This is a genomic window from Streptomyces sp. SAS_272, from assembly GCF_052543235.1.
In genome coordinates this window covers 1-22771 of record NZ_JBMNDR010000039.1, presented here as the reverse complement: position 1 = coordinate 22771, position 22771 = coordinate 1, and the positions used below count along the sequence as shown (strand labels likewise).

General features: G+C 71.2%; 23 protein-coding genes and 1 pseudogene. 13 read left to right on the top strand and 11 right to left on the bottom strand.

Annotated features, from left to right (window positions below):
- Window positions 1-3 precede the first annotated feature (3 nt).
- Both ACN6LD_RS22195 and ACN6LD_RS22190 read left to right on the top strand, forming a co-directional pair.
- Window positions 4-657 (top strand): annotated as a pseudogene (locus ACN6LD_RS22195) (right-handed parallel beta-helix repeat-containing protein); the annotation flags it as partial.
- A 76-nt stretch (window positions 658-733) separates the two neighbouring features.
- Window positions 734-1531, top strand: coding sequence for an HAD family acid phosphatase (locus ACN6LD_RS22190; RefSeq protein WP_319188701.1), 798 nt, complete (start codon window positions 734-736; stop codon window positions 1529-1531).
- A gap of 45 nt (window positions 1532-1576) precedes the next feature.
- Here the strand turns inward: ACN6LD_RS22190 and ACN6LD_RS22185 are convergent, their stop codons facing one another.
- Together ACN6LD_RS22185 and ACN6LD_RS22180 are read right to left on the bottom strand one after the other, a co-directional pair.
- Complete coding sequence (locus ACN6LD_RS22185) at window positions 1577-2446, bottom strand: hypothetical protein (protein WP_319188702.1); 870 nt, start codon at window positions 2444-2446, stop codon at window positions 1577-1579.
- Window positions 2443-3006, bottom strand: coding sequence for a SigE family RNA polymerase sigma factor (locus ACN6LD_RS22180; protein WP_319188704.1), 564 nt, complete (start codon window positions 3004-3006; stop codon window positions 2443-2445). The genes ACN6LD_RS22185 and ACN6LD_RS22180 overlap by 4 nt, the downstream gene beginning before the upstream one ends.
- A gap of 264 nt (window positions 3007-3270) precedes the next feature.
- Between ACN6LD_RS22180 and ACN6LD_RS22175 the strand changes: the two genes are divergently transcribed.
- On the top strand, window positions 3271-4722 hold the full coding sequence (locus ACN6LD_RS22175; RefSeq protein ID WP_445044080.1) for an NCS2 family permease: 1452 nt from the start codon (window positions 3271-3273) through the stop codon (window positions 4720-4722).
- Window positions 4723-4768: 46 nt separating this feature from the next.
- On the opposite strand, the gene ACN6LD_RS22170 is transcribed toward ACN6LD_RS22175, so the two are convergent.
- The 3 genes from ACN6LD_RS22170 to ACN6LD_RS22160 all read right to left on the bottom strand — a co-directional run bounded on the left by ACN6LD_RS22170 (window position 4769) and on the right by ACN6LD_RS22160 (window position 7582).
- Window positions 4769-6226 (bottom strand): peptidoglycan D,D-transpeptidase FtsI family protein, encoded by a 1458-nt coding sequence (locus ACN6LD_RS22170; RefSeq protein WP_319188708.1) that lies wholly within the window; start codon window positions 6224-6226, stop codon window positions 4769-4771.
- A gap of 79 nt (window positions 6227-6305) precedes the next feature.
- A complete protein-coding gene (locus ACN6LD_RS22165) occupies window positions 6306-6776 on the bottom strand; it encodes a GNAT family N-acetyltransferase (RefSeq protein WP_319188710.1) in 471 nt (156 codons plus the stop codon).
- 32 nt (window positions 6777-6808) lie between these two features.
- Complete coding sequence (locus tag ACN6LD_RS22160; protein WP_319188711.1) at window positions 6809-7582, bottom strand: IclR family transcriptional regulator; 774 nt, start codon at window positions 7580-7582, stop codon at window positions 6809-6811.
- A gap of 123 nt (window positions 7583-7705) precedes the next feature.
- Between ACN6LD_RS22160 and ACN6LD_RS22155 the strand changes: the two genes are divergently transcribed.
- The 5 genes from ACN6LD_RS22155 to ACN6LD_RS22135 all read left to right on the top strand — a co-directional run bounded on the left by ACN6LD_RS22155 (window position 7706) and on the right by ACN6LD_RS22135 (window position 12462).
- Window positions 7706-9235: an aldehyde dehydrogenase (NADP(+)) gene (locus tag ACN6LD_RS22155; protein ID WP_445044079.1), complete on the top strand. Its 1530-nt coding sequence runs from the start codon at window positions 7706-7708 to the stop codon at window positions 9233-9235.
- A 37-nt stretch (window positions 9236-9272) separates the two neighbouring features.
- The gene (locus ACN6LD_RS22150; RefSeq protein WP_319188714.1) at window positions 9273-9881 is read left to right on the top strand and encodes a DUF1349 domain-containing protein; all 609 of its coding nucleotides are present in this window, start codon (window positions 9273-9275) and stop codon (window positions 9879-9881) included.
- 56 nt (window positions 9882-9937) lie between these two features.
- Window positions 9938-10444: a GNAT family N-acetyltransferase gene (locus ACN6LD_RS22145; RefSeq protein WP_445044078.1), complete on the top strand. Its 507-nt coding sequence runs from the start codon at window positions 9938-9940 to the stop codon at window positions 10442-10444.
- A 144-nt stretch (window positions 10445-10588) separates the two neighbouring features.
- Entirely contained in the window at window positions 10589-11305 is a 717-nt protein-coding gene (locus ACN6LD_RS22140) for a DsbA family oxidoreductase (protein WP_445044077.1), read from the top strand.
- A 95-nt stretch (window positions 11306-11400) separates the two neighbouring features.
- The gene (locus ACN6LD_RS22135; RefSeq protein WP_445044076.1) at window positions 11401-12462 is read left to right on the top strand and encodes an aminotransferase class V-fold PLP-dependent enzyme; all 1062 of its coding nucleotides are present in this window, start codon (window positions 11401-11403) and stop codon (window positions 12460-12462) included.
- A gap of 114 nt (window positions 12463-12576) precedes the next feature.
- Here the strand turns inward: ACN6LD_RS22135 and thpD are convergent, their stop codons facing one another.
- The 6 genes from thpD to ACN6LD_RS22105 all read right to left on the bottom strand — a co-directional run bounded on the left by thpD (window position 12577) and on the right by ACN6LD_RS22105 (window position 17792).
- Complete coding sequence (thpD, locus tag ACN6LD_RS22130; protein ID WP_319192263.1) at window positions 12577-13464, bottom strand: ectoine hydroxylase; 888 nt, start codon at window positions 13462-13464, stop codon at window positions 12577-12579.
- Window positions 13461-13874, bottom strand: a complete 414-nt coding sequence (locus ACN6LD_RS22125; protein ID WP_445044075.1) for an ectoine synthase — start codon at window positions 13872-13874, stop codon at window positions 13461-13463. Before ACN6LD_RS22125 ends, thpD begins: the two co-directional genes overlap by 4 nt.
- A 92-nt stretch (window positions 13875-13966) precedes the next feature.
- Window positions 13967-15238 (bottom strand): diaminobutyrate--2-oxoglutarate transaminase, encoded by a 1272-nt coding sequence (gene ectB / locus ACN6LD_RS22120; RefSeq protein WP_319192264.1) that lies wholly within the window; start codon window positions 15236-15238, stop codon window positions 13967-13969.
- Window positions 15239-15314: 76 nt separating this feature from the next.
- The gene (gene ectA / locus ACN6LD_RS22115; RefSeq protein ID WP_319192266.1) at window positions 15315-15821 is read right to left on the bottom strand and encodes a diaminobutyrate acetyltransferase; all 507 of its coding nucleotides are present in this window, start codon (window positions 15819-15821) and stop codon (window positions 15315-15317) included.
- A gap of 269 nt (window positions 15822-16090) precedes the next feature.
- Window positions 16091-16618 carry a DinB family protein gene (locus ACN6LD_RS22110; protein ID WP_445044074.1) on the bottom strand — a complete coding sequence of 176 codons (528 nt, stop codon included), beginning with the start codon at window positions 16616-16618 and terminating at the stop codon, window positions 16091-16093.
- Between the two features lie 73 nt (window positions 16619-16691).
- Window positions 16692-17792, bottom strand: a complete 1101-nt coding sequence (locus ACN6LD_RS22105; protein WP_445044097.1) for an aminotransferase class V-fold PLP-dependent enzyme — start codon at window positions 17790-17792, stop codon at window positions 16692-16694.
- Window positions 17793-17965: 173 nt separating this feature from the next.
- Between ACN6LD_RS22105 and ACN6LD_RS22100 the strand changes: the two genes are divergently transcribed.
- From ACN6LD_RS22100 to ACN6LD_RS22080, 5 genes are all read left to right on the top strand, one after another.
- The gene (locus ACN6LD_RS22100) at window positions 17966-18817 is read left to right on the top strand and encodes a transporter substrate-binding domain-containing protein (RefSeq protein WP_319192272.1); all 852 of its coding nucleotides are present in this window, start codon (window positions 17966-17968) and stop codon (window positions 18815-18817) included.
- Entirely contained in the window at window positions 18814-19647 is an 834-nt protein-coding gene (locus ACN6LD_RS22095; protein WP_319192274.1) for an amino acid ABC transporter permease, read from the top strand. The genes ACN6LD_RS22100 and ACN6LD_RS22095 overlap by 4 nt, the downstream gene beginning before the upstream one ends.
- Window positions 19644-20438, top strand: coding sequence for an amino acid ABC transporter ATP-binding protein (locus ACN6LD_RS22090; RefSeq protein ID WP_445044073.1), 795 nt, complete (start codon window positions 19644-19646; stop codon window positions 20436-20438). Before ACN6LD_RS22095 ends, ACN6LD_RS22090 begins: the two co-directional genes overlap by 4 nt.
- A 9-nt stretch (window positions 20439-20447) precedes the next feature.
- Complete coding sequence (locus tag ACN6LD_RS22085; RefSeq protein WP_445044072.1) at window positions 20448-21539, top strand: amidohydrolase family protein; 1092 nt, start codon at window positions 20448-20450, stop codon at window positions 21537-21539.
- 195 nt (window positions 21540-21734) lie between these two features.
- A complete protein-coding gene (locus ACN6LD_RS22080; protein ID WP_445044071.1) occupies window positions 21735-22724 on the top strand; it encodes an SCO1860 family LAETG-anchored protein in 990 nt (329 codons plus the stop codon).
- Window positions 22725-22771: the final 47 nt, after the last annotated feature.

The window sequence follows — 22771 nt, the reverse complement described above, 5'->3', positions numbered from 1 at the left end:
CGGATCAACAACACCGTCAGGAACATCGGCAGCTACGGCAACTACGACGCCGCGAACCACGGCGAGAACGCCGACGGCATCGCCGTGAAGTTCGGATCCGGCAGCGGAAACCTCATCACCGGGGCCCGCCTCTCCAACAACGCGGATGACGGCATCGACTTCTGGTCCTTCTCCTCGCCCGTCACCGTCGAGCATACCTGGTCCTTCGGCAACGGCGTCAACCGCTGGTCCGACCCCGCCTTCGCGGGCGACGGCAACGGCTGCAAACCGGGCGGCGACGGCGAGGCGGTCGCCCATGTCGTCAACAACTCCGCGGCCTGGGGCAACGCGGGGAACGGTTTCACGGAGAACTCCAACACCGGCGCGCTCGTCCTCAACCGCACCACCGCCTACGCCAACGGCAAGTGGGGCTACTACTTCGCCACCGGCTCGGCCAGGCTCGGCAAGAACCTTGCGGTGGGCAACGGCGGCGGCTCGGTCAGCAAGGGCTCGAAGGTCTCCTCGTCCGGCAACAACGGGGACTCGGGCGTCCCGACGCCCGCCTTCCGGTCGACGGACGCGAGCAGCGCCTACAACGCCCGAGGCGCCGGCGGCGCCCTGCCCGCGACCACGTTCCTCACCACCGGGTCGACGACCATCGGAGCGACCATGAACTGAGCCCCCGGGGTGCTTGACCCGTTTTTTGCCCGGCGGGTCTCGCGCTCACCCACGTGACGCGCGTAGAAAGCGTGTCATGCATAAGCCACTGCGCATCGCGGCCGTCGCCGCGGCCTGCGCCGTCGCCGGCGCCGCCCTCTACGGCGCCGGCGCGGCCACGGCCGGCCAGTCCACGGCCAACTCCACGCACGAGCCCTACAACATCGGGCTCCTGGTGAAGGACATCGACACCTACTACGGCACCGCCCCGGACGCGAACGGCGTGTACCAGGCGTCGCCGACCAGCCCGTACGCCAAGGACCTCGCGAGCATCGACAAGGCCGCGCGGAAGTACATCGACCAGGCCGCCCGCAAGGCGGTCAGGAAGCACGAGCGGCCCGCGGTCGTCTTCGACATCGACGACACCCTGCTGCTCAGCCTCGACTACGAGAAGCGGTACAACTACACCTACAACTCCGCCAGTTGGGCGGCCTACGTGAACAAGGCCGACCGCCCGGCGGTGTTCGGCAGCCCCGAACTGGTGCAGTACGCCGAGAAGAAGGGCGTCGAGGTCTTCTACAACTCGGGTCTCGGCGAGGCCCAGCGCACCGCCGCGGTCGAGAACCTGAAGAAGGTCGGCGCCGACGTCAACCTCGACGCCGCGCACATGTTCCTCAAGAACGCCGCCGCCCCGCCGTCCTACCTGAGCGCCTGCGCCGCCCCGGGCGCCTGGACCTGCACGACGGTCCAGTACAAGTCCGGCACCCGCAAGCACATCGAGGACGATCTCGGGTACGAGATCATCGCCAACTTCGGCGACCAGTACTCCGACCTCGAGGGCGGCTACGCCGACCGCAGGTACAAGCTGCCGAACCCGACGTACTTCGTCGGCTGACGGCCCGTGCGAGGGCGGGACCGTTCCCGTCCTCGCACGGCCCGCTCAGTCCTTCTTGTCGTCGTGGGAGGCGAAGTCGCCGCCCACGACGGTCTGGCGGCCGTCCGAGCGGCCGGCGACCACGTAGGCGTCGTCCTTCGCGTCACGGCCGCCGCGGTCGTGGTCGTACTGTCCGGCGAACACCCACTCGCCCTTGGGGACCGTACGGCCCTGCCTGAGCACCCAGGTGTAGACGAGGAAACCGTCCCGTTCGGCCGCGGTGAACTCGAAGTCGCTCTCGGGCAGCGAGCGCCAGGCGCCCGTCGACGAGACCCCGCCGGTCTGCGCGACCTTCAGCTGCACGGTGAGTGCGGTGAGCGCCTCGGACGTCTTCAGCGTGACGTCGCTCTGCGCCCAGAAGTCGTTGCTGTGCACGTCGATCGAGCCGTCCGACCACAGCGGGCCCTCCGCCTCGTCGGTCGTGGCCGGCAGCAGGGAGGCCGCGGGCGCGGAGGGCTTGGCCGCGGGGCTCTTCGGCGGGGAGACGCCCGGCCCGGCCGGGGTCCTGCCGCCGCCCGGGGCCGGAGTCGGCCGGGGCGAGACCGGCGGGCGGCTGGTGGCGCCCGGGGACTCGACCGGCGGCGAGGAGACGGAGACGGCCGGCTGCGCCGGGGCGTCGCCCTTCACGGCGGACGCCACCGCGTAACCGCCGACCGTGAGCATGCCCGCGACCGCGGCCGTCGCGCCCACGATCCGCGCCCAGCTCCACAGCGGCGGGCGGGTCGCCCGGTGGGCGGAGCGGACCTGCGCCTGTCCCTGCCCGGCCATGCCGCGCTCGACCCGGGCCAGGATGCGCGCCCGGTCGGGCTCGTGCGCCCCGGCCGCCGCGTGCAGCCGGGTGCGCAGTTCGCCGTGCACGTCCCGCTGCGTCGTCATCGGTCCCTCCCTGCGGCCTGACGGTCGCGTGCCATCGCAGGCACCCTAACCGGAGCACCCTTGCCGCCCAGCAGCTTCTGCAGCTCGGCCATCCCCTTGGAGGTCTGGCTCTTCACCGTACCCACGGAGACGCCGAGCGCGAGCGCGGTGTCCTTCTCCGACAGATCGAAGGCGTGCCGCAGCACCACGCAGGCCCGTTTGCGGAACGGCAGTCTACGCAGCGCCGACTGCACGTCCACGACGCCGGCGACGTCGGGATTCTCCGTCTTCTCCTCGCGCTGCGACCAGAACAGCGCGATCCTGCGGCGCTCGCGGACTGCGCTGCGGATGCGGGTGCGGGCGAGGTTGGCGACCACCCCGCGCGCGTACGCGACCGGGTGGTCGGCGGCGCGCACCCGGTCCCAGCGGTTCCACAGGGCGAGCAGCGCGTCCGCCGCCAGGTCGTCGGCGGCGTCCGCCTCGCCGGTCAGCAGGCAGGCGAGGCGGGACAGTTCGGCGTAGTGGCGGTCGAAGAAGGCGTGGAACTCCACGGAGGCGGCGTCGTCGACGACTGTGCCCACGGGTGACCTCTTCTCGGTGCGACCTGTGCTGTGCGTGCCATGTGGATGACATGGGGATGTCCCGGGGAGGCGGTCGGGACGAGATCGGGAAGCGTAGCAGTGCGCGACCGCCCGGTTCGGTCGGGGGTTCGAACACCACATGGCAGGTCGAACGTGTCCGGAACCCGATTCCGTAACACGGCGAAAACCTGAAGAGGGTTCAACGAGGGAACAATCCAGCCAGCATCCGCATCGAGATCGTTCCGGCCCCTAGGAGTGGCAGTCATGTCCGAGACGCAGCAGAAGGCCGACCGGCCCACCCGTGAGAGACCGGCGGTGAACAGCGTCGACCGGTACTTCCGGATATCCGAACGAGGGTCCACGTTCGCCCGGGAGATACGCGGCGGCACCGCCACGTTCTTCACCATGGCCTACATACTTGTCCTGAATCCCATCATCCTGGGCAGCGCCGAGGACAAGTTCGGGCACCGCCTCGACAGCGTCCAACTCACCACCGCCACCGCCCTGGTGGCCGCGGTGATGACCATCGTCATGGGCGTCGGCGGCAACCTTCCCCTCGCGCTCGCCGCGGGTCTCGGCCTGAACGCGGTCGTCGCCTTCCAGATCGCCCCGCTGATGAGCTGGGACGACGCGATGGGCCTCATCGTCCTCGAAGGCCTGCTGATCTGCGCACTGGTGGCGACCGGACTGCGCGAGGCCGTCATGCACGCCATCCCGCAGTCGCTCAAGCAGGCGATCAGCGTCGGCATCGGCCTGTTCATCGCCTTCATCGGCTTCGTCGACGCCGGCTTCGTCAGCCGCATCCCCGACGCCGCGCACACCACCGTCCCCGTCCAACTGGGCGGCACCGGCACGCTGGGCGGCTGGCCCGTCCTCGTCTTCTGCCTCGGCGTGCTGCTGACCGTCGGACTGCTCGCGCGCAAGGTCAAGGGCGCGATCCTGATCAGCATCGTGACGATGACGCTGCTCGCGATCATCATCGACTCGCTCGCCGACATCAAGTCCTGGGGACTGACCACGCCTTCGTGGCCGGACGACGTCGTCGGCGCCCCGGACTTCGGGCTGATCGGCCACTTCAGCCTGTTCGGCGCGTTCGGTCAGACCGGCGTCGTCACGGTCGTCCTGCTGGTCTTCACGCTTCTCCTGTCCGACTTCTTCGACACCATGGGCACGGTCGTCGGCATCAGCGCCGAGGCCGGACTGCTGAACGAGAAGGGCGAGGTGCCCAACCTGGGCCGTGTGCTGCTCATCGACGGCGCGGCGGCGGTCGCGGGCGGCGCGGCCTCCTCGTCCTCCGCGACCTCCTACATCGAGTCGGCCGCCGGCGTGGGCGAGGGCGCGCGCACCGGGTTCTCCAACCTCGTCACCGGCGCGCTCTTCGCCCTCGCGCTGTTCCTCACTCCGGTCCTCACCATCGTCCCGCTCCAAGCGGCCGCCCCGGCCCTCGTCGCCGTCGGCTTCCTGATGATGACCCAGGTCAAGAGCATCGACTGGGACAAGTACGAGATCGCGATCCCGGCCTTCCTCACCATCGCCGTGATGCCCTTCACCTACTCGATCACCAACGGCATCGGCGCCGGTTTCGTCGCGTACGTCGTCGTCAAAACCGTGCTCGGCAAGGCGAAGGAGGTGCACTGGCTGCTGTGGGGGGCCTCGGCGCTGTTCCTGGTGTACTTCGCGATCGACCCGATCGAGCAGATCCTCGGCGTCAAGTGAGGTGACGGGGGCGGCCGTAATCCGGTCCGCCCCCGCGACCGCCGCGCTACTTCCGCAGCGCGGCCTCCATCATCGCCTTCGCGACGGGCGCGGCCAGGCCGTTGCCGCTGACCTCGGAACGCGCCGCGTCCGACTGCTCGACCACGACCGCGACGGCTACCTGCCCGCCGGACGAGTCCGACGTGCCGTACGAGGTGAACCAGGCGTACGGGGCCTTGCTGTTGTTCTCGCCGTTCTGGGCCGTGCCCGTCTTGCCGCCGACGGTGACGCCGTCGATGAGCGCGTTGGTGCCCGTGCCCTTCTCGACGACCGTCTGCATCGCCGACCGCAGCTGCTCGGCGGTCGAGGAGCTGACCACCTGGGTGGTGGCCGCCTTGTCGTCGTAGTCCTCCAGGACGTCGCCGCCGCCGTCCGTGATCTGCTGGACCATGTGCGGCGACACCAGCTTGCCGCCGTTGGCGAGGGCCGCCGACACCATGGCCATCTGCAGCGGGGTCGCCGTCACGTCGAACTGGCCGATGCCGGTCAGCGCGGTCGACGAGGCGTCCATGCCGGACGGGTACACGCTCGCGTAGGCCCGTACCGGCACGTCCTGGCTGTCGTCGTCGAAGCCGAACCTGTCGGCCATCGCCTTCAGCTTGTCCTGACCGAGCTGGACGGCCATGTGCGCGAAGACGTTGTTGCAGGAGTACTGCAGCGCGACCCGGATCGAGGCGTTCTCGCAGGGCGCGGAGGTGTTCTCGTTCTTCAGGTCCGTCCGCGTGCCCGGCAGGGTGTAGGGGTCCGCGCTGTCGGTCCTCTCGTCCACGGACGTGTACAGCCCGTCCTCCAGCGCGGCGGCCGCCACCACCAGCTTGAACGTCGAGCCCGGCGCCAGCGGCTGCCGCAGCGCCCGGTTGACGAGGGGCTTGTCGGGGTCGGCGTTCAGCTTCTTCCAGGCCGCGCCGGCGGTGTCGGCGTCGGTCAGCGACGACGGGTCGTACGACGGCGTCGAGACGACCGCGAGGATCCGGCCCGTCGACGGGTCGATCGCGACGGCCGCGCCCTTCTTGTCGCCGAGCGCGTCGTACGCCGCCTTCTGCACCGCCGGGTCGATCGTGGTGAGCACGTCGCCCGGGTCCGCCCGCTGGTTCGTGACCGTGTCCAGGACCGTCTTCAGCCGGGGGTCGGTGCCGTTGAGCAGGTCCGCGTACACGCCCTCCAGCTGCGTCGGGGCGTAGCTCTGCGAGGCATAGCCGGTCACCGCCGCGTACAGCTCGCCGTTCGTGTACGTGCGCTTGTATCTGAGGTCGCTGTCCGAGGTCACCGCCGAGCCGGTGATCGCCTTCCCGGCCACGATGATGTTCCCGAGCGGCGCCGCGTACGTCGTGATCGCGTTGCGCCGGTTGTGCGTGTCGTCCGCGAGCGCCCGGCCCTCGTAGAACTGCACCCAGGTCGCCCGCAGCAGCAGGGCGAACACCAGCAGCAGCGTGAAGACCGAGGCGCGTCTGATCGTCTTGTTCATGGCATGGGAAAGACGAACGGGACGGGGCGGTGCGTTCCCTCCGTCCCGGTTTCTCATCGCCTGTTCATCTGCGCCCGGCTCAGTTCTCCAGCCGCAGGACGACCTCCTCGACGTCCGCCTTCCGCGCGGGGGCGTACCCGGTGGCGCGGGCGGTGGGCACGAAGCCGCACTTGACGAGGACCCGGAGGGAACCGGCGTTGTCGGCCGCCGCCCGCGCGAACAGCGGACGCTCCGGGACCTCGGCGAGCAGGGCCGTCAGCGCCGCCGTGGCGATGCCCCGGCCCCAGTACGCACGGTCCACCCAGTACGTCACCTCGCGCTCGCCGGGCTCCCCGTACACGGCCGCGCTGCCGACCACGTCCCCGTCCACCAGGATCGTGCGCACCACGGCGGACGAGGCGCGGATCCGCTTCCAGCGGTCGTCGAAGGCGTCCCGGTCGGTCGGGTCCTTCGGGGTGAAGGCGGCCATGATGAGGGACTCGGGGTCGTTCGTCTGCCGGAAGAACACCGGCAGATCGCTGTCGTGGACCCGGCGCAGAGCGATCGGCATACCGCAGAGGGTAGGGCCTTCACGCCCTGGGTTCAGAGCCGCCGGGTGGCCAGGGTCAGCCGGTCCCGTGCGTCGAACAGGGCGTCCTTCACCAGCTGCTCGTGCGCCGGCGTGAGCCGCGCCACCGGCACGGAGCAGCTGATCGCGTCCCGGGCCGGCGTGCGGTAGGGGATCGCCACGCCGAAGCAGCGCAGGCCCAGGGTGTTCTCCTCGCGGTCCACCGCGAAGCCCTGCTCGCGGACCTGGTGCAGCTCCTCGATGAGCTTCTCGCGGTCCGTGATCGTGTGCTCGGTGAGCGCCGGGAGCGTCTCCGGCAGCAGCTTGCGGACCTGCTCGTCGGTGTACGTGCTCAGCAGGGCCTTGCCGAGCGAGGTGGAGTGCGCGGGCAGCCGGCGGCCGACGCGGGTGAACGGGCGCAGGTAGTGCTGCGACTGGCGGGTGGCGAGGTAGACGACGTTCGTGCCGTCCAGCCGGGCCAGGTGGATGGTCTCGGTGGTGTCGTCCGAGAGCCGGTCCAGGGTCGGCCGCGCGGACGCGACCACCTCGTCGCCGTCGATGTACGAGGTGCCGACGAGCAGCGCCCGCACCCCGATGCCGTACCGCGTGCCCGTCGCGTCCGTCTCCACCCAGCCCAGTTCCACGAGCGTGCGCAGCAACATGTACAGACTCGACTTGGGGTATCCGACGGCCTCCTGGACCGACGCGAGGGAGTGCATCCCGGGGCGGCCGGCGAAGTATTCCAGCAGCTCAACCGTCCTTACCGCGGACTTGACCTGCGCTCCGCCCCCCGTATCGACAGCCGACATCGCCCTTGACCCCTTCGTTCGACGGGAAATACGCTCCGACAGCATATTCAGCATCAGAGACAGCGTTCAGCCTATCGAACGCCCCTGGTGGATGAGCCAGTACCAAACGTGGAGGGACCCGCGGTGGCAGCAGCACCAGTCTGGAGTGTCGACCCCCGAACCGGGAAGCAGCGTGAACAGGTTGCGGTGGAGGCCACAGCCCAGGAGGTCGACGCCGTCGTCCGTGCCGCCCACGAAACGCGCGGCTCCCTCACGGACCGCCGCGTCCGCGCGGCCTTCCTGCGCGCCGCCGCCGACCGCCTCCAGGCCGCCAAGGACACCCTCGTCGAGGTGGCCGACGCCGAGACCGCGCTCGGCCCGGTCCGGCTGAACGGCGAGCTCGCCCGCACCTGCTACCAGCTGCGCGCGTTCGCCGACATCGTCGACGAGGGCGCCTTCCTCGACGTCGTCGTCAACCACCCCGACGACACCGCGACCCCGCCCGTCCCGGACCTGCGCCGCTACAAGGTGCCGCTCGGCGTGGTGGCCGTGTACTCGGCGTCGAACTTCCCCTTCGCCTTCTCCGTCGTCGGCGGCGACACGGCCAGCGCGCTGGCGGCCGGCAACCCGGTCGTCGTCAAGTCCCACCCCGACCACCCGGGGCTGTCCGAGCTGGTCGCCAAGGTGGTGCGCACGGCCGCCGCCGAGCACGGCATCCCGGCGAGCGTGCTCGGCCTCGTGCACGGCTTCGACGCCGGCCTCGAGCTGATCAGGCACCCGCTGGTCGCCGCCGCCGGCTTCACCGGATCGATCCGGGGCGGACGGGCCCTGTTCGACGCGGCGGCCGCCCGGCCGACGCCGATCCCGTTCCACGGGGAGCTGGGGTCGCTGAACCCGGTCGTGGTGACCGAGGCGGCCGCCGCCGAGCGCGCCGAGGCCATCGGGACCGGTCTCGCCGGGTCGATGACGCTGGGCGTCGGCCAGTTCTGCGTCAAGCCTGGGCTGGTCCTGGTGCCGTCCGGCGCGGCCGGCGACGGGCTGCTCAAGTCCCTGACCGACGCTGTGAGCGACACCGAGGCGGGCGTGCTGCTCGACCACCGGATGCGGGACAACTTCGTCGCCGGGGTCGCCGAGCGCGCCGGGCTGCCCGACGTGGAGTCGCCGGTCACCCCCGGCGCGGGCGGGGAGCACACCGTCAGCGCGGGGTTCCTGACCGTGCCCGCCGCCCGGCTCACCGCCGGGGGCGAGCACGACCTGCTGCTCGAGGAGTGCTTCGGGCCGGTCACCGTCGTGGCCCGCTACGAGGACGACGACGAGGTCAGGGCCGTGCTGTCGCGGCTGCCGGGCAACCTCACGGCGACCGTCCAGCTGTCCGAGGGCGAGGCGGCCGGGGAGGGACGCGGCGGGGAGATCCTCGCCGAGCTGACGCCGCTGGCCGGGCGCGTGCTGGTGAACGGCTGGCCGACCGGCGTCGCCGTGGCGGCGGCGCAGCACCACGGAGGGCCCTACCCCGCCACCACGTCGACCTCCACCTCGGTGGGCGGCACGGCGATCGAACGGTGGCTGCGGCCGGTCGCCTACCAGAACACCCCCGCCGCGCTGCTGCCCGTGGAGCTGCGGGACGAGAACGAGCTGGGCCTTCCGCGCCGGTTCAACGGGCGTCTGGAGCGATAGCGCATGAGCCCCCGCGTGGGCGTCCGATAATCAGACCATGGACTTCTCGCTCCCCGAACTGCCCTTTCCCCTCCGTACGTACGGGCCCGACGGGCACTGGTTCCACGAGGACGGGGTGCTCACCGGGTGGGCCGGAGCGCGGCAGGACCGGTTCGTGACGCCCACCGGGGAGGCCTTGGACGCCGCCGCCGACGCTCCCCGGCTGCTGGGGGCCCCGGAGGGTGACTTCCAGCTGATCGCACGGGTCACCGTGGGATTCACCGGGGCCTTCGACGCGGGGACGCTGTACGTCCAGGTCGGCGAGCGGGACTGGGCCAAGCTCTGCCTGGAGTACTCCCCGGACGTGGCGACCGTCTGCACGGTGGTCACCCGGGGACACTCCGACGACGCCAACGCCTTCACCGTGGAGGGGAGTTCGGTCTGGCTGCGGGTGAGCCGGACCGGTCGCGCCTTCGCCTTCCACGCCTCCCGGGACGGCCGCCGCTGGACCTTCGTCCGCCTGTTCACCCTGGGCGACGAGGAACGGACCGGCGCGGCCCTGGTCGGCTTCATGACGCAGTCGCCGATCGGGGAGGGCTGCGTGGTGACCTACGACCACCTCGAGTTCAGGCCCGAGTGGCCGGACGACCTGAGGGACGGCAGCTGACCGGTTCCGCGAGCGGGGGAGGGAACCGGGGCGGCGGTCGTCACGTCCTCCCGATCATGATCGGAGATCGTGTCACCGCAGACCGGGTGATCCGCACGGCCGTGCCCGCCGAGACGGAGGCGGTCGCCGCCCTGCACGCGCGGGCGCGGGCGACGTACTACCCCGACGGGGTCCCCCAGGACGGCACGGACTGGCTCGCCAACTGGCGCACGGCCGTCGAGCGGCCCGACGGACATGTGCTGTGCGTCCTCGAGCAGGGGCGGATCGTCGGCCTGGCCTCCTTCCGCACACCGGAGGGCGCGCCCGCGCACACGGTCAAGCTGTTCCAGCTCCACGTCGATCCCGGCCACTGGCGTGCGGGGATCGGCACGGCCCTGCACGCGGCCTGCGTCGAGCAGTGGCGGGCGGACGGCCGCCGCACGGCCGTGCTCGACGTGCACGTCGACAACAGGCGGGCGCAGGCCTTCTACGCCCGCCAGGGCTGGGTCCCGGACCCGGAGCGCCCGCCCGCCGAGGGGGATCACCACCAGTGGCTCAGGTTCCGGGTGCCCGACGGCTCCTGACCGGCGGCGGGGGAGTGGGGACCAGCGGGCGGGGAGCGGGGAGCGGCGGGCCGGGACGGGGGAATGAAACGGGCTGCTTGAACGTTCATGCACCTGGCGGAGGGAACCTCCGTGTCAGCCGCACGACCTGAAGAGAGCCGAGACATGCGCGTCGAGATCTGGAGCGACATCGCCTGCCCGTGGTGCTACGTGGGCAAGGCCCGCTTCGAGAAGGCGCTCGAGGCCTTCCCGCACCGCGACCAGGTCGAGGTGATCCACCGTTCCTTCGAGCTGGACCCGGGCCGCGCCAAGGGCGACGTCCAGCCCGTGCTCGCTATGCTCGGCAAGAAGTACGGGATGAGCCAGGCGCAGGCGCAGGCCAGCGAGGAGAACCTGGGCGCGCAGGCCGCCGCCGAGGGCCTCGACTACCGCACCCGGGACCGCGACCACGGCAACACCTTCGACATGCACCGTCTGCTGCACTTCGCCAAGGAGCAGGGCCGCCAGGACGAGCTGATCCAGATCCTCTACCGGGCCAACTTCGCCGAGGAGCGGTCCGTCTTCACCGAGGGCGACGAGCGCCTCGTGGAGCTGGCGGTCGAGGCCGGTCTGGACGCCGACGCCGCCCGCACGGTCCTCGCCGACCAGGCCGCGTACGCCGACGAGGTCCGCGCCGACGAGCGCGAGGCCGCGGAGCTCGGCGCGAACGGCGTGCCGTTCTTCGTCCTCGACCGCGCCTACGGCGTCTCGGGGGCCCAGCCCGCCGAGGTCTTCACCCAGGCCCTGACCCAGGCGTGGGGGAACCGCTCACCGCTGAAACTGATCGACGACGGCGGCGCGCAGGCCTGCGGCCCGGACGGCTGTGAGGTTCCCCAGCGGTGATACCGCAGGTCAGCGCCCATCCATAAGCGTTCCTTAGCGGAATCGCGTAAAAATCGGCAATGGACGGGGAGATCCGCGGGGCCCAGAGTGGACGCATGGAGACCTTCGAGAGCCTCGTCCGTGCCGAGTTCACCCCGAAGACCACGTACCTGAACACCGCGAGCAACGGTCTGCTGCCCGCGCGGGCCGTCGCCGCCCTGCAGGAGGCGGCGCTGCTGCGGGCGGAGGGCCGGCCGCTGACCCCGCTGTACGAGGACGTCGAGGCCTGCCGGGCCGCATACGCCCGGCTGACCGGCGTCCCCGAGACCCGGGTGGCCCTCGGCGCCTCGGTCGCCGCGCACACCGGTGTGATCGCCGCCTCGCTCCCGGCCGGCGCCGAAGTGCTCACGGCCGAGGACGACTTCACGTCCGTGCTGAACCCGTTCCACGTCCGCGGCGACCTCAAGGTCCGGGCCGTCCCGTTGGAGCGGATCGCCGAGTCCGTCCGTCCCGGCACAGCGCTGGTCGCCGTCAGCGCCGCGCAGTCCGCCGACGGCCGGATCGCCGACCTGTCCGCCCTGCGGGAGGCGGCCCGGGCGCACGGAGCGCGCACCTACGTCGACTTCTCGCAGGCCGCCGGATGGCTGCCGGCGGACGCCGGCGGATACGACTTCTCCGCCGCCGTGTCCTTCAAATGGCTGCTCGGCCCGCACGGCACGGCCTTCCTCGTCGTCCCTGAGGACTTCGGCGGGCTGTCGCCGATCCTCGCGGGATGGGTCGCCGGCGAGGAGCCCTGGAACAGCTGTTACGGCCCGGTGTCCGAACTCGCCCGCTCCGCACGGCGGTTCGACCTGACGCACGCCCTGTTCGGCTACGCCGGCCTGCGACGCTCCCTCGAACTCGTGGAGCAGATCGGCGTCGAGGCGATCGGCGCCCACGACCTGTCCCTCGCCGACCGCTTCCGCGCCGGACTCGCCACGCTCGGACACGAACCCCTCCCCGCGCCCAACTCCGCGATCGTCTCGGTGCCCGGCCTCGGTCACCGCCAGCCCGGGTTGGCCGCGGCGGGCATCCAGGTCTCCGACCGCGCGGGCAACCTGCGCGCCGCGTTCCACCTCTACAACACGGCAGCCGACGTCGATCGCCTGCTGGACGTGCTGGACGTGCTGGCGGGCTGACGCGACCGACCGCCGCCGGAGGGTTCCGGCGGCGGTCGTGTCGGCCGGCCCGGCGTCAGGGGACCGGGCCGGGGCTCAGCGGCTCATCGCCCAGCGGCTCATCGCACCGGCGGCTCATCGCACCGGCGTGAAGTCCCGGGCCCCGATGAACTCCGGACGGCGGATCGGCGCCGCGAACGGCTCCACCGCCGTGTTCTCCACGCTGTTGAACACGATGAAGACGTTGCTGCGCGGGAACGGCGTGATGTTGTCGCCCGACCCGTGCATGCAGTTGCAGTCGAACCAGGTCGCCGACCCGGCCCTGCCGGTGAACAGCCTGATGCCGTGGTCGCCGGCCATCGAGGTGAGCGCCTCGTCGGACGGCGTGCCCGCGTCCTGCATCTGCAGCGACTGCTTGTAGTTGTCCTTGGGCGTGGCTCCGGCGCAGCCGAGGAACGTCCGGTGCGAGCCCGGCATGATCATGAGCCCGCCGTTGGTGTCGAAGTTCTCGGTCAGCGCGATCGACACGGACACCGTCCGCATGTTCGGCAGACCGTCCTCGGCGTGCCAGGTCTCGAAGTCGGAGTGCCAGTAGAAGCCCCCGGCCCCGAAGCCCGGCTTGACGTTGATCCGCGACTGGTGGACGTACACGTCCGACCCCAGGATCTGCCTGGCCCGCCCGACGACGCGCTCGTCACGGACCAGCGCGGCGAACACCTGGCTGAGCTTGTGCACCTCGAAGACGGACCGGATCTCCTGCGAACGCGGCTCGACGATCGACCGCTCGTCCGCCCGGATCTCCGGATCGGCGACGAGCCGCTCCAGCTCACGCCGGTACACGGCGACCTCGTCGTCGCCGATCAGCTGGTCGACGGTGAGGAAGCCGTCGCGCTCGTACGACCGCAGACCGGCGGCCGGGATCGGGCCGGGGGCGTCGGGGGAGCCCCAGACGACGGGGTCCTGACGGGGGACGGACACCTCGGCGGTGCCACGGGTGGGGTAGAGATCGGTGAGCGTGGTCACGATGCCTGCACCTCCTCGGGCTCGGTCAGCAGGGGGTAGACGCCGTTCTCGTCGTGGTCCTCCCGTCCGGTCACCGGCGGGTTGAACACGCAGAGGCAGCGGAAGTCCTCCTTGACGCGCAGCGTGTGCCGCTCGTGGCCGTCGAGGAGGTACATGGTGCCGGGTGTGACGGTGTGCGTCTGCCCGCTCTCGTGGTCGGTCAGCTCGGCCTCGCCCTCGACGCAGACGACGGCCTCGATGTGGTTCGCGTAGTGCATCGACGTCTCGGTGCCCGCGTACAGAATCGTTTCGTGCAGCGAGAATCCGACCCGTTCCCGGGCCAGGACGATGCGCTTGCTCTCCCAGGTGCCGGACGCCGCCCGCACATGCCGGTCGGTGCCCTCGATGTCCTTGAACGAACGGACGATCACGGTGTCGCGATGCCTCCTAGGTAGGTGACGGATGGCCGGCCACGGAAGCGGCCGGTGTGCGGGCCGGGGTCGCGCCGGCCCGCACGGGAGCGTCAGACGGTCTCCCGCACGGCCCGGGCCACGATGCTCAGGCCCTCGTCCAGCTCCTCCGGGGTCACGGTCAGCGCCGGCAGCAGCTTGACGACCTCGCTCTCCGGGCCGGACGTCTCGATCAGCAGCCCGAGTTCGAAGGCGCGCTGCGCCACCCGGCCGGCCCGCGCCTTCTCGTGGAACTCCAGGCCCCACACCAGACCGCGGCCCCGGTACTCCTTGACGTCGGCGAGGTTCTCCTCGGTGATCGAGATCAGCCCCTGCTCGACCTGCTCGCCGCGCGCCCGGGTCTGCTTCTCCATGGCCGACCCGTCGGTCCAGTACGTCTCGAGCGCGGCGGTGGCGGTGACGAAGGCCGGGTTGTTGCCGCGGAAGGTGCCGTTGTGCTCGCCCGGCTCCCACACGTCGAGCTCCGGCCGGAAAAGGCAGAGCGACATGGGCAGTCCGTAGCCGCTGATGGACTTGGACACCGTGACGATGTCCGGGACGATGCCGGCCTCCTCGAAGGAGAAGAAGGCCCCGGTGCGCCCGCACCCCATCTGGATGTCGTCGACGATCAGCAGCATGTCCTGGCGCTCGCACAGCTCCTTGAGCGCGCGCAGCCACTCCGGACGCGCGGCGTTGATGCCGCCCTCGCCCTGCACGGTCTCGACGATCACGGCGGCGGGCTTGTTGAGGCCGGAGCCCTGGTCCTCGAGCAGCCGCTCGAACCAGAGGAAGTCCGGGACCTGACCGTCGAAGTAGTTGTCGAACGGCATGGGCGTGCCGTGCACCAGGGGGACGCCGGCGCCGGCCCGCTTGAAGGCGTTGCCGGTCACGGCGAGCGACCCGAGGGACATGCCGTGGAAGGCGTTGGTGAACGACACGATGGCCTCGCGGCCCTTCACCTTGCGTGCCAGCTTCAGCGCGGACTCCACGGCGTTGGTGCCGGTCGGGCCCGGGAACATGACCTTGTAGGGCAGGTCGCGGGGGCGCAGCACCAGGTCCTGGAAGGTCTGCAGGAACGTCCGCTTGGCGACGGTCGACATGTCGAGCCCGTGCGTGACGCCGTCCCGCATCAGGTAGTCGATCAGCGCCCGTTTCAGCACGGGGTTGTTGTGGCCGTAGTTGAGCGATCCGGCGCCGGCGAAGAAGTCCAGGTAACGGTGGCCGTCCTCGTCGTACATGCGGCTGCCCTGCGCGCGGTCGAAGACGACGGGCCAGCCGCGGCAGTAGCTGCGCACCTCGGACTCGAGGGTCTCGAAGACGCTGAGGTCGGGCTGGGTGAGGGTCACGGCGAAAACACTCCTTGGTGTGGGGTCGGCAGGAGAGCGGTAACGGGCTGCGCGGACGCGGGGGAGCGCGGGGAGGTCAGAAGGAGAGCGGGCCGATCCGGTACAGCACCTCGGGGTCGTGCGGGCCGTCGGGGAACAGCCCGGCGTCGAAGAGCACCTCGCGGGTGACGGTCGCCCCGTGCCGTTCGGCGTACGAGGCGAACAGCCGCTCGGAGGCGGTGTTGCCCGGCGTGATGGTGGTCTCGACGGCGGTGAGCGGGCGCTCCGCGGCGAGCCGCGCGGTCAGCCCGTCGAGCAGTGCGGCGGCGAGTCCGCGACCCCGGTGTGCGGAGTCGACGGCCACCTGCCAGACCAGCAGGGTGTGCGGGTCCTGCGGCCGTACGTAGCCGGTGACGAACCCGACCGGCTCGCCGCCCTCCGCGCGCGCCACCGCCGAGGTGGCGGCGAAGTCGCGGCACCACAGCAGATAGCTGTAGGAGGAGTTCAGATCGAGCGTTCCGGATTCCTTGGCGAGACGCCAGAGGGCGGCTCCGTCAGCCACCGACGGGCGGTCGATACGCAGGTCTGCTTGTGCGGCAGTCATGCGGATTGAACTTACCGAGCGAAATTCGATAACGCATGGAGAGGCCGTGGTGATTCCGTGATGCCGGAGAGACTGAAGGGCTTTTTGTCCTGATTCGCACCGCGCAAAAGGTGCATATGGTCGAGCTTGTGCAATGCGTCACGCAGTTCCTGGACGCCCGGAAATCGCTGCGTTTAGACAACCGTAAGCGGGGCAGAAGAACTCAGGAAACCTATCGTGGCGAAGTCCCCCGGAAAATACCGGGAATGAATTCCCGAATTACCTTCCGTTCAGGTTCCGGTCACTCCGTCGAGGCGCTCGCGGAGAATGTCGGCGTGGCCGTTGTGGCGGGCGTACTCCTCGATCATGTGAAGGAGCACCCAGCGCAGGCTGACCTCGAGCCCGGTCATCGGGCCGTCCACGATCCGGCCGGCGTCCTCGAGCGACCGCCCGGCGATCAGCTCGCGCCCGCGGGCGATCTCCCGCCGCCAGACGGTCAGCGCCTCGTCGAGCCCGCGGTCCGCGTCGAGTGCGTAGCCGGTCCTCTCCCCGAAGACCGGCGGCGCCTCGAGACCGGCGAACGCCCGCTGGAACCAGTTGCGTTCGACCTCGGCGAGATGCTGCACCAGACCGAGGAGGGTGAGCGAGGACGGCTCGGCGGACGCCGTCCGTGCCTGCTCGTCGTCCAGCCCGGCGCACTTCAGTTCCAGCGTGGCCCGGTGGAACGCCAGCCAGCTCTCCAGCATGGGGAGTTCCTCGCCGGTCAGCAGCGGGACCGGGCGGCCGTCGGGAAGTGTCCGGTGCGCGTCGGTGGTCATTGCGGCAGCATGCCATCCGGCTCCGGCGCCGACGGTCGATTCCGGCCGCCTCCGATCGGTCCCGGCGCTCCCCTCAGCGCCGGCCGCCCTCCGTGGCCCGGAAGGCCGCGTCCAGGTCGACGGTCAGGCCCCTTTCCGCCAGCGCGGCGCCCAGAGCGGCCAGGGACCCCCGCACCGCGTCCACCGTGGCGTCCGCCCCGTAGTGGTTGACCCGGATCATCTCGCCGGCCAGCGCGCCGCCGCCCGCGGCCAGCGGCAGTGCGGGGTCGCCCGCCAGCGCCTGGGCCACCAGTTCCGACGCCGGCACGCCCGCGGGCGCCCGCAGCGTCGTGGCGACCGGCGCCGCCTCCGCCGCGTCGTGCACGTACGGCTCGAGCCCGCCGCCCAGCGCCAGCGCGCCCGCCCGCGTGGCCGCCGCCGCGGACGCGTGCCGGGCCATGACCGTCTTCAGCCCCTCGGTCTCGATCCGCTCCACGCAGGCCTCGAGGGCCAGCATCTCCAGCTGTGCCGGCGCGTGCAGCAGGGCCTTGCGGCCGCCGTCGATCCACCGCTGCTTCCAGTCCAGCAGGGACAGGTACGAGCGGCGCGGGGCCGTCGGGTTCGCGGACATCCGCGCCCACGCCCGCTCGCTCACCGAGACCGCCGAGACGCCCGCCGGGCCGCCCATCGCCTTCTGCGCGCCGATCACGCACAGGTCCACGCCCCACGCGTCCGGCAGCACCGGCTCCGCGCCGATCGAGGCGACCGCGTCCAGCGAGAAGAGCGCGCCGTGCTCCCGCACCACCTCGCCGATCTCCGCCACCGGGTTGGTGTTGCCGGTCGCCGCCTCCGCGTGCACCAGCGACACGAAGTCGATCTCCGGGTGCTCGGCGAACGCCTCGCGGACCTGTGCGGCCGTCACCGCCGTGTGGAAGGGGACCGCCAGGTCGATCACGGTCGCGCCGCAGTCCCGCAGCCAGTCGCCGAAGGTCTGCCCGTACGGGCCGGTGATCACGTTGAGGGCCGTGGTGCCGGGACCCGCGGCGCCCCGGATCGCCCCCTCCAGGGGCAGCAGCGCCTCGCCCTGCGTCACCACGACGTCCTGCCGGGTGTCCAGCAGTCGCGCCACCCGGGCCTCGATCGAGGCGAAATGTGCGGCGCTCAGCGGTGCGAGGTCCAGGAACGGGTGTGTCACGGCGGTGCTCTCTTCACTCACGGGGTAGAGGTGACGAGAGTAACCGGGACATGCTTCCCCACTCCGCCGGTGACTTCGTAGGCTCGACGGCCTCATGACCATCGGATTGGTTTGAGAGTCCCCAACATCTCCTTATAATCGGAACCCTTAGTTCCCTTACAGGAAGGCCCGCCGTGATCACCCTCTCCGGGCGTCGGACCCGCATCCTGGCCGCTGCCACCGCGACGGCCGGGCTCGTGCTCGTGTCCGCCTGCACGTCGAGCGACGACGGCGGCAGCGGCTCCAAGACCGCCGCCGGCGGGGTCGAGCTCGTCAAGGCGGGCCAGCTCACCACCTGCACCCACCTGCCGTACCCGCCCTTCCAGTCGGAGATCGACGGCAAGGTGCAGGGCTTCGACGTCTCCCTGATCGACCTGGTCGCCAAGAACCTCGGCGTGAAGCAGGCGATCGTCGACACCCCCTTCGAGAACTTCAAGACCGGCGCCTTCCTCAACTCCGGCCAGTGCGACCTTGCCGCGGCCGGCATGACCATCACCGACGAGCGCAAGAAGAACGTCGACTTCTCCGACCCCTACTTCGAGGCGACGCAGGCCGTCCTCGTCGACAAGGGCGCGGGCGTCTCCTCGCTCGCCGACGTGAAGTCCAAGGGCGTCAAGCTGGGCGCGCAGGCGCAGACCACCGGCGAGGACTACGCCGAGAAGCAGGGCTTCGACGCGGTCTCCTTCGAGTCCTCCGACGCCGTCCTCAACGGACTGCGCACCGGCCAGGTCAAGGCCGTCATCATCGACTACCCGGTGGTCCAGGGCTGGCTGAAGGACAAGGCCAACGCCGACGCCTTCAAGGTCGTCGACAACCTCAACACCGGCGAGCAGTACGGCTTCACGGTGAAGAAGGGCAACGCGAAGCTGGCCGCCGCGATCGACAAGGCGCTGGCGGACGCGAAGGCCGACGGCACGTACAAGAAGCTGTACGAGAAGTGGATCGGCCCGTACGACTCGTCCGCCGCCTCCCCGTCGGCGTCATGACCGCCGCGGACGTACCGCTCCAGCCGAAGAAGAAGGGGCTGACCCGGCGGCAGAAGCGCAGGCTGTCCCAGGGCGCCCAGTACGCCGTGTTCGTCGCCGCCGTCATCGTCTTCGCGGTGACGGCCGACTGGGGCCGGCTGAAGAACCAGTTCGCCCAGTGGGACATCGCCAAGGAGATGTTCCCGGACGTCATCACGCTCGCGCTGAAGAACACCGTCCTGTACACGGTGTCGGGCTTCCTGCTGGGGCTCGTGCTCGGCCTGGTCATCGCGCTGATGCGGTTGTCCTCGGTCGGCCCGTACCGCTGGGTGGCCGGCGTGTACATCGAGATCTTCCGCGGTCTGCCCGCCCTGCTGATCTTCGTGTTCATCGGCGTGGCCGTGCCGCTGGCCTTCCCCGGCACGGAGATCGTCGGCGGCACCTACGGCAAGGCGGCCCTCGCGCTCGGCCTGGTGGGCGCCGCGTACATGGCGGAGACGTTCCGCGCGGGCATCCAGGCGGTGCCCAAGGGGCAGATGGAGGCGGCGCGTTCGCTGGGCTTCTCGCCGGCCCGCGCGATGATCTCCATCGTCATCCCGCAGGCGTTCCGGATCATCCTGCCGCCGCTCACCAACGAACTGATCATCCTCTTCAAGGACTCCTCGCTGGTCCTGCTCCTCGGTGTGACCCTGGAGGAGCGCGAGCTGTCCAAGTTCGGCCGGGACCTGGCCAGCGACACCGCCAACTCCACGCCGATCCTGGTCGCCGGCCTGTGCTACCTGCTGGTGACCGTCCCGCTCGGCTTCGTCGTGCGCCGCATGGAGGCCAAGGCCCAGGAGGCCGTGAAATGAGCCGACCCGAGATCGAAGTGCGCGGCCTGCACAAGGCGTTCGGCGACAACGAGGTGCTCCGGGGCATCGACCTGGAGATCGGCCGGGGCGAGGTCGTCTGCGTGATCGGCCCCTCCGGATCCGGCAAGTCGACGCTGCTGCGCTGCGTGAACCTGCTGGAGGAGCCCACGAGCGGCCAGGTCTTCGTCGGCGGCACGGAGCTCACCGACCCCGACGTCGACATCGACGCCGTGCGACGCCGTATCGGCATGGTCTTCCAGCAGTTCAACCTGTTCCCGCACCTGTCGGTGACCGAGAACCTGACGCTGCCGCAGCGCCGGGTGCTCGGCCGCGGCAAGGCGGAGGCCGCGAAGGTCGCCGCCCAGAACCTGGAGCGGGTGGGCCTGTCGGAGAAGGCGCACGCCTATCCCTCCTCCCTGTCCGGCGGCCAGCAGCAGCGCGTCGCGATCGCCCGCGCCCTGGCCATGGGCCCCGGCGTGATGCTCTTCGACGAGCCGACCTCGGCGCTCGACCCGGAGCTGGTCGGCGACGTCCTGGCCGTCATGCGCATGCTGGCGAACGAGGGCATGACGATGATGGTCGTCACCCACGAGATGACTTTCGCCCGCGAGGTCGCCGACCGGGTCGTCTTCATGGACGGCGGAGTGATCGTCGAGGACGGCGCCCCCGCCCAGGTCATCGGCGCCCCGCGGCACGAGCGCACCCGCCACTTCCTCTCCCGCCTGCTCGACCCGGCGATGGCCGAGGTGGAGGAGGAGGCCTCGGGACAGGTGGGCAAGAGCACTGGCTAGGGTGCACGTATGAGCGATCGTCCGGTGCTGCACGTGAAGGGCAGGGTCCTGACCGGGCCCGACGACGTCCGCGACGAGCTGTGGGTCGTCGACGGCCGGATCTCCTACGACCGTCCCGTAGGGGCCCGTGAGGTCCGCACCGTCGAGGGCTGGGCGTTGCCCGGTCTGGTGGACGCGCACTGCCATGTGGGCCTCGGCGGCCACGGACCGGTCGAACCGGACGTCGCGGAGAAGCAGGCGCTCACCGACCGCGAGGCCGGCGCCCTGCTGCTGAGGGACGCCGGCTCGCCCTCGGACATCCGCTGGACCGACGACCGCGAAGACCTCCCGAAGATCATCCGGGCGGGCCGGCACATCGCCCGCACCCGCCGATATCTCCGCGGCTACGCGCACGAGATCGAGCCCGACGACCTCGTCGCGTACGTCGCCCGGGAGGCCCGGCGCGGCGACGGCTGGGTCAAGCTGGTCGGCGACTGGATCGACCGCGAGGCCGGCGACCTGGCCCCCAGCTGGCCGCGGGCGGCGGCCGAGGCGGCCATCGCCGAGGCCCACCGGCTGGGCGCGCGGGTCACGGCGCACTGCTTCGCCGAGAACTCGCTGCGTGACCTGGTCGAGTCCGGCATCGACTGCATCGAGCACGCGACGGGTCTGACGGACGACCTCGTCCCGCTGTTCGCCGAGCGGGGCGTGGCGATCGTCCCGACCCTGGTCAACATCGCCACCTTCCCGGATCTCGCCGCCGGCGGGGAGGCCAGGTTCCCGCGCTGGTCGGCCCATATCCGCAGGCTCCACGCCCGCCGGTACGACACCGTCCGCTCCGCCTACGACGCCGGCATCCCGGTCTTCGTCGGCACGGACGCCGGCGGCACGCTGCCGCACGGTCTGGTGGCGGCGGAGGTCGCCGAGCTGGTGACCGCGGGCATCCCCCCGCTGCAGGCGCTCTCCGCGACGACGTGGGGCGCACGCGCGTGGCTCGGACGCCCCGGCCTGGACGAGGGCGCGCCGGCCGACCTGGTGGTGTACGAGACGGACCCGCGGGCGGACGTCCGCGTGCTGGCAGCGCCCCGCAGGATCGTGCTCAACGGAAAGATCGTGGGCTGAGGCGCGCCGAGCCTTGGGCTGAGGCGCCCTGAGCCGGGGCCGCGAGGGTGACGACGCAGAACGTACGTGCCGGTGGATTCGAAGACACGCACGGAAATCTCACGTTGGAGTGAACTCGGTGCAGCGCGCTGACCGTTCACCCTTCGTACGCGATTCTTGCGGGGTCCCGAAGCGTCTCTTCTGGGGGTCCCACCCTTGAACGGCAACACCTTCCGCATGCCCGCACGCGCCCGTCGCGTCGCCGCCGTCGCGGCGGCCACGGCCCTGGCCGCCGGTCCCGCGGCCCTGGCCGGCGCGGGCCCCGCCCACGCGGGCGACGGGCAGGGCCGCGCGAGCGCCGCCGTGCTGCGCACCGGCCTCGACGTGGCCCTGCTCAACAGATCCGTCGACATCCCGCTCGCCGTCTCCCTCGACGAGGTGCACGCGCCGCAGAGCGCCGAGAGGACAACGCTGACAGCGGAGTTGGACGGCGTCGCCGGCGGAAGGCCGTTCAGCGTGCTGCGCGCCGACGTCGCCGAGGCCAGGGCGACGGTGGACGGGCAAAAGGCCGAGGCGTCCACCCGCCTCGTCCACGCCAGGCTGCACGTCCCCGGCCTCCCGCTGCTCTCCCTCGTCGAGGTCGGCACGCTCACCTCGAAGGCGACCTGCGAGACCGGCCGGCCTCCGGTCGCCGTCGCGAACCTGCTCGGCTCCGTGACGGTCCTGGGCAAGAAGGTGTCGGTGAGCACGGGCGGCACGACGGAGGTGAAGGCGCCGGGCGTGGGACGGGTCCGCCTCGACCTGTCCAAGCGCGTGACCACCACCCGCACGGCCGCCGCCACCGCCCTCGAACTCACCGTCTCCGTCAACCCGTTGAAACTCGACGTCGCCGATGTCACCGGCACGGTGACGCTCGCCGAGGCCACCTGCGAGGCGCCCGCCGGAGAGCCGCAGGAGCAGGCCGGAGAACAGGACGAGCCACAGGGAGAGGGGACGGGCAAGGGGCCGGGGAAGGGGACGGAGCAGGGGCGGCCGGCCTCGCCGAGCGCCGCTACGGCCCCTGACGTCAGACCGCAGGGCGCGCCCGCCGAGGCGGACCTGGCGCGGACCGGCGGCGGTTCGCCGGCCCCGTACGTCGCGGGCGGCGCCGTGGCCCTGCTGCTCGCCGGCGGGGGAGCGGTGGCGCTGACCCGTCGGCGGGGCTGACCGAACCGGGCGGGGCACGGGCGCCGACGTCCCCCGGCGCCCGTGCC

Bases quoted from the DNA above. Each gene is read 5' to 3' on its own strand.
- ACN6LD_RS22190 (WP_319188701.1), top strand. From the start codon at position 734: ATGCATAAGCCACTGCGCATCGCGGCCGTCGCCGCGGCCTGCGCCGTC.
- ACN6LD_RS22185 (WP_319188702.1), bottom strand. From the start codon at position 2,446: ATGACGACGCAGCGGGACGTGCACGGCGAACTGCGCACCCGGCTGCAC.
- ACN6LD_RS22175 (WP_445044080.1), top strand. From the start codon at position 3,271: ATGTCCGAGACGCAGCAGAAGGCCGACCGGCCCACCCGTGAGAGACCG.
- ACN6LD_RS22170 (WP_319188708.1), bottom strand. From the start codon at position 6,226: ATGAACAAGACGATCAGACGCGCCTCGGTCTTCACGCTGCTGCTGGTG.
- ACN6LD_RS22165 (WP_319188710.1), bottom strand. From the start codon at position 6,776: ATGCCGATCGCTCTGCGCCGGGTCCACGACAGCGATCTGCCGGTGTTC.
- ACN6LD_RS22160 (WP_319188711.1), bottom strand. From the start codon at position 7,582: ATGTCGGCTGTCGATACGGGGGGCGGAGCGCAGGTCAAGTCCGCGGTA.
- ACN6LD_RS22150 (WP_319188714.1), top strand. From the start codon at position 9,273: ATGGACTTCTCGCTCCCCGAACTGCCCTTTCCCCTCCGTACGTACGGG.
- ACN6LD_RS22145 (WP_445044078.1), top strand. From the start codon at position 9,938: ATGATCGGAGATCGTGTCACCGCAGACCGGGTGATCCGCACGGCCGTG.
- ACN6LD_RS22140 (WP_445044077.1), top strand. From the start codon at position 10,589: ATGCGCGTCGAGATCTGGAGCGACATCGCCTGCCCGTGGTGCTACGTG.
- ACN6LD_RS22135 (WP_445044076.1), top strand. From the start codon at position 11,401: ATGGAGACCTTCGAGAGCCTCGTCCGTGCCGAGTTCACCCCGAAGACC.
- ectA (WP_319192266.1), bottom strand. From the start codon at position 15,821: ATGACTGCCGCACAAGCAGACCTGCGTATCGACCGCCCGTCGGTGGCT.
- ACN6LD_RS22110 (WP_445044074.1), bottom strand. From the start codon at position 16,618: ATGACCACCGACGCGCACCGGACACTTCCCGACGGCCGCCCGGTCCCG.
- ACN6LD_RS22095 (WP_319192274.1), top strand. From the start codon at position 18,814: ATGACCGCCGCGGACGTACCGCTCCAGCCGAAGAAGAAGGGGCTGACC.
- ACN6LD_RS22090 (WP_445044073.1), top strand. From the start codon at position 19,644: ATGAGCCGACCCGAGATCGAAGTGCGCGGCCTGCACAAGGCGTTCGGC.
- ACN6LD_RS22085 (WP_445044072.1), top strand. From the start codon at position 20,448: ATGAGCGATCGTCCGGTGCTGCACGTGAAGGGCAGGGTCCTGACCGGG.